The 1,825-nt window shown below is 29.2% G+C and carries 3 protein-coding genes; all 3 read left to right on the top strand.

What is annotated here, in order from left to right; all coding sequences use genetic code 11:
- Nucleotides 1-599 precede the first annotated feature (599 nt).
- Nucleotides 600-1,100: a hypothetical protein gene (locus tag LS72_RS10355; RefSeq protein WP_034555588.1), complete on the top strand. Its 501-nt coding sequence runs from the start codon at nucleotides 600-602 to the stop codon at nucleotides 1,098-1,100.
- A gap of 109 nt (nucleotides 1,101-1,209) precedes the next feature.
- On the top strand, nucleotides 1,210-1,533 hold the full coding sequence (locus LS72_RS10350; protein ID WP_138155345.1) for a hypothetical protein: 324 nt from the start codon (nucleotides 1,210-1,212) through the stop codon (nucleotides 1,531-1,533).
- Nucleotides 1,534-1,536: 3 nt separating this feature from the next.
- A partial coding sequence (traL, locus tag LS72_RS10345) for a type IV conjugative transfer system protein TraL (protein ID WP_138155344.1) occupies nucleotides 1,537-1,825 on the top strand: 289 nt, incomplete at its 3' end.

Here is a 1,825-nt window from a genome sequence, read left to right as displayed (position 1 = left end):
AAAGGTATAATGCTTACTAAAAACCTCTATTAGTATAAGCATAAAAGATAAGATAATTAAACATAGAATAAAAATAGAAAGTATGGGTTTGGTGTTAATCTTGTTTTCTTTAAAAATGCTCTTTAAGGTATTTAATTGTTTAATTTTCAAAATATTCTCCTTTAAAAATAAAACTTTAACACCAAAACATACCCAATATTCACGGAAGTAAAAAAATTGAAAAATTCACTGAAAAAACTCTAGTTTGTAAAAAAACCTACTTTTCCCCCTAACACCATTCCATATACGCAAATCTTTCCCCTAGTTTGTAAAAAAACCTACTTTTCCCCCTAACACCATTCCATATACGCAAATCTTTCCCCTAGTTTGTAAAAAAACCTACTTTTCCCCCTAACACCATTCCATATACGCAAATCTTTCCCCTAGTTTGTAAAATTTGAGTTTCCCCTGTTTATATAATAAATTATATAGCTAAATCTTTCCCCTGTTTTTTCTGCCTTTTTCAAAAGGCTTTCATTCCGTTTTCATTTTTCCATAAATATTGGGTATGTTTTGGTGGTAAAGTATTAACAATATCTTTATAGGCACAAAGGAACATTATGAGTAATACAAATTCACAAAGAGACAATGAATTAAACACTCAAGAGATACAAGAGATTTTAGATACCACACAATCACAAGAACCAACAGAACAAGAATCAAAACTCACAAAAATAATAGAGGGATATGTCTTAACTTTTGAGTTTAAGTCTATGAAAAAACTAACTAAGCCTGTTGGAGTAAGAAATGTTAAAGGTTTTTTAAAAAACATTTTTGGAGAACAAGCAATGTATGCTATTTATTATAAATATGGCAAACCTGCACTTTTAAGAGTAAAAGAAAGAGTTAAAAAGCAAAAAAGAGCTGTTAAACAATCTGAAAAGATTTTAGCTATTCAAAAAGAATACCCACAATACAACATTATCAAAGCTTATCAATATGGCTATATGAAAGGCAAGTTTCATTTAAGCAAGGAAGATATTGAAACTTTTATTGCAATGCTTGAGATTTTAAAACACACAGAAAACAACGAAATACAAAAGCAAGAAAAATCACAATGAAACTTTTCCAAAATTTTTTTCATTTTCATAAATATTGGGTATGTTTTAATGTTAAAGTTCTTTAATCTTAAAAATCTTTTTTAAGAAATCTACGATAAAAGGATAGCAGATGAAGAACAATAATTCCTTTGACAAAAAGAGAGGTTGGCTTTTTTTAATCTTATTTTTTGGATTATTCGCCACATTAGCAATTGCAGGGAATCAGACAGATACTTTGGGTTTAGGCAAAGTCTATGAAACCATTGAGCAATGGACAGGTGATAGGAATTTAAATTTATTAATTACGACCATTGTTGTAATTGTTGGTTTAATGCGTTGGTGGCAAATAGGAGGTATGGCAGGAGGTGTGCAGTTTGCATCTTTATTTATTCTAGCCGTTATTTTCTACAACTCTAATAAAATTGTTACTGCTCTTTATACAGGAGTTTTTTAAAAAATGGCTACAAATGGATACATAAGTATTAATAAATTTATAGACCAGTTGCCGATGGTTGGTAATTGGGAAATGGATATTATCATAGTGTTTTTTGTTTTTGCATATATAGGTTTTTTTATTCCTGAGAGCTTCACCGCAACTATTGTTATTTTAGCTTTAGGAATGCTAATAACTTCTTTAATAAACAAACTAAAGAAAAGCAAAGTTAGAGGCTTTTTTAAACACATTCTCTATATGGTAGGAATTAAAAAAACAAAAACATTTCCACCCTCTTATATGCGATATTTTC

It is taken from the genome of Helicobacter apodemus (assembly GCF_000765745.2).
In the GTDB taxonomy this organism is placed as follows: Bacteria; Campylobacterota; Campylobacteria; order Campylobacterales; family Helicobacteraceae; genus Helicobacter_D; species Helicobacter_D apodemus.
This window is presented reverse-complemented; position numbering and strand designations above follow the sequence as displayed.

Coding starts and splice junctions, on each gene's coding strand:
- LS72_RS10350 (WP_138155345.1), top strand. CDS start 1,210: ATGAAGAACAATAATTCCTTTGACAAAAAGAGAGGTTGGCTTTTTTTA.
- LS72_RS10355 (WP_034555588.1), top strand. CDS start 600: ATGAGTAATACAAATTCACAAAGAGACAATGAATTAAACACTCAAGAG.